General features: G+C 42.1%; 2 protein-coding genes. One reads left to right on the top strand and one right to left on the bottom strand.

Going from position 1 to position 2,851, the window contains the following annotated elements:
- Positions 1–42: 42 nt before the first annotated feature.
- On the bottom strand, positions 43–1,521 hold the full coding sequence (locus J7J01_10530) for a lamin tail domain-containing protein (GenBank protein ID MCD6211294.1): 1,479 nt from the start codon (positions 1,519–1,521) through the stop codon (positions 43–45).
- Between the two features lie 133 nt (positions 1,522–1,654).
- Between J7J01_10530 and comE the strand changes: the two genes are divergently transcribed.
- Positions 1,655–2,794 (top strand): sulfopyruvate decarboxylase subunit beta, encoded by a 1,140-nt coding sequence (comE, locus tag J7J01_10525; protein ID MCD6211293.1) that lies wholly within the window; start codon positions 1,655–1,657, stop codon positions 2,792–2,794.
- Positions 2,795–2,851 lie beyond the last annotated feature (57 nt).

Raw genomic sequence — 2,851 nt, 5'->3', positions numbered from 1 at the left:
ATGCTTCGGGATTCGCTTTTATATCTCTGACAGAGTCATATTTCAAGTTGAGTAACTGCCCTCCAACCTTATTGCCGGTATCCAGTTGTTATACGAACGCCCATTTGAATCTATAAACTCTGAACAGGTTATGAATCCCGCGGGTGTTGAAAGATTATCGGTATGATGAATCTGCGGATAAGAGCCGGTACAAATAGTGTAGTTGTAAGTAGCATCCTTCTTCAGCAAAAACGGGTTTTCAAAGACGATGTAATGGTAATCACCTGCTCCTTGATAACCATTCCATGTGCCATTCGCTATCTTGTCTCCTGTTGTTGCATTAAAGAAAGCCACGTATTCAGAATGACCGCCTGTGCCGGGGCATGAGTATGTGAACATCCTGGAGACTTTTATCGTTTGGTTTGGCGTGATTGTACCCTTATGCGTGCCAAAGATGCTTGGATATGGATTTTTTGATGTGTTTGTGTCGAACAGTTTATTAGTATTCATATTCATATTCAGGGCATTTTTCAGACCCGGTGTTGGCTTGCTAATGGAAAGGTTCCCGGTTCCATCGGGTATTCTTGCCCATGATTTGTTCTCCTCGCTGCCAGTATAAGAAACAATATCAATAGCTGTGCTTCTGGAAGGAGGATAGCCATCATAAAGCCTCACTTCTTCATACCCGCGGTTATTGAGGCTGAAATCGTCATCTCCATTCCTGTAAACAAGTAAAAACCCATTTGCAGGAACAATTGTATCTCCGGTATTTGTATTTGATGGCGTTATATATAGCTCATGATAGTTATTAGAGTCATAAAGAACCCAGCCGCTTACGTTTACATTCGCTTCACCGACGTTATAAAGCTCAACCCATTCCCCCTTTGGCATATTTGCATCATCGCTTCCAGCAGGGTCTGGCATAAATTCATTTATCTTTATGTTCCATTGGTTCCATAATTTCTCAAAATAATTCTCGTAGTATATACCAGCTTCATTCGACTTTATCAATACAGAAGCTTCGTTGTTTCGGTCTAACGAGTAATAGTTCCAGTTTGTGGACCCGAGAATTACGACTCGTTCGTCTATTATAATGAGTTTTGCATGAGTTGTAACCCCTTTTCCATCGAATTTCACCTTTACACCACCTTTCTCAAGATATTCTCGGGCTTTTGTCTGGTATTCAGTGAAATTCTCACCTAAAAAATCCTCCCCGCCCTCAAGCATGACTTTTACATCTACTCCCCTTTTATTCGCTTCTATCAGGTCGTCTAAGAGCATATTCGAATGACTGCCCGTATAACCAGGATAGTATCGCATTTGAAATTGTACAATATGAATGGATTGAGAAGCGTTTTGAAGCTCTGCATGTAAATAATCGAAATATTCGCGGTTGCAGATAGGGATGATTTTTTCGCTTTCTTCCTGTACCTGTACCTGTTCATGGTTTACATCATGATTTGCTGATAAGAAGAAAAAAGAAGACGAACTCAAGAGCAAGAGGGTTATGATGCAAAATCCAAATATGACATGCCCATTCATTTTTTTCATCTCTGATATAACTTTTAGACTCTAAAGTATAATGTTTCTTTGGTGAAGCTTTTTTTTGAAAGAAAGGTTTTTTAGTAGATATTGAGAAGAACGCAGTTCTACTGATTGTTTTGTTATGATGATAATGATGGAAGAAGAAGTGATAGGGATATTGAGAAGTAACGGGATAGATGTAGTGAGTACACTGCCATGTGGTCGAATCAGGCGTCTTTTAGAGCTTGTACATTCAGATATAGAGCTCAAGGCTATAAGATTGAACAAGGAAGAAGACGGGGTTGGCATAAGTGCAGGAGCATATCTCGGTGGGGGGAAGCCAGCGATGATCATACAGAGCTCGGGTCTGGGCAACTGTTTCAATGCATTGCTATCTCTTTCGGTTACTTACAGATTGCCACTACCAATTTTAAGCAGCTGGCGTGGTGTTCATAACGAGGATATACCAGCGCAGATACCATTTAATAAAGCTCTACCAGATGCGTTACGTGCATTGGGTATTCCCTACAAGGAGATAAGAACCCGCGAGAGGATAGGAGCGGTGGATGAGGTTATTAAAGAGGCGTATGAGAATAGTAGCCCATGTGTAGCTTTGTTATCGCCCGCGATATGGACCGGAAGTGAAAGTGATAGTGAAGAGCTCGAACATGCGTTTCCCGAGCGAAATAAGAAGCGATGCGTGAGTTATGAGAAGGAGATTCGAGATGGGGAGATGACGCGCTATGAAGCGATGCGAATAGTGGCTGAGTTTTTAGATGGTGAATGTGTAGTCACAAATATAGGAATACCAAGTAAGGAATTGTATGCGATCAGGGATAGGGCGCTGAATTTTTATATGCTTGGTAGTTACGGTCAGGCATCTGCGATAGGTCTGGGGCTAGCATTGAGTACAAAGAGAGAAGTAATTGTACTGGATGGTGATGGCAGCCTATTAACAACGAGCGTATTACCCACAATAGCGGCAGAAGAGCCTCATAATCTCTCCATCTTCTGTATGGATAATGGAACACTGGGAAGCACAGGAGACCAGTTGACGGATGCGTATACAGTGGTGGACATGGAATTGATGGCGATAGCGGCTGGTATAGAGAATACAGTGAAGGTGCATACAGCGAATGAGCTGCGTTACGCACTTGAGCATCTATACCAGCATAAAGGTCCAAGATTCATTCATGTGATAGTGAAACCGGGCAATCAGGATACTGACAACATAAAGTTGAGTCCTGAACAGATAAAGCGAAGGTTTATGGAGGCATGTGTGACAGTGTGACAGTGTGACGCGTATAGATGCTGGCGATAATTGACAAGAGCATAAATCCTGAGCTTG

Source organism: Methanophagales archaeon (assembly GCA_021159465.1).
GTDB lineage: Archaea > Halobacteriota > Syntropharchaeia > Alkanophagales > Methanospirareceae > G60ANME1.
The sequence above is the reverse complement of the archived record's forward strand: the minus strand, read 5'-3'. Positions and strand labels throughout refer to the sequence as shown.

Excerpts from the sequence above, each read along its gene's own strand:
- J7J01_10530 (MCD6211294.1), bottom strand. The coding sequence starts at position 1,521 with ATGAATGGGCATGTCATATTTGGATTTTGCATCATAACCCTCTTGCTC.
- comE (MCD6211293.1), top strand. The coding sequence starts at position 1,655 with ATGATGGAAGAAGAAGTGATAGGGATATTGAGAAGTAACGGGATAGAT.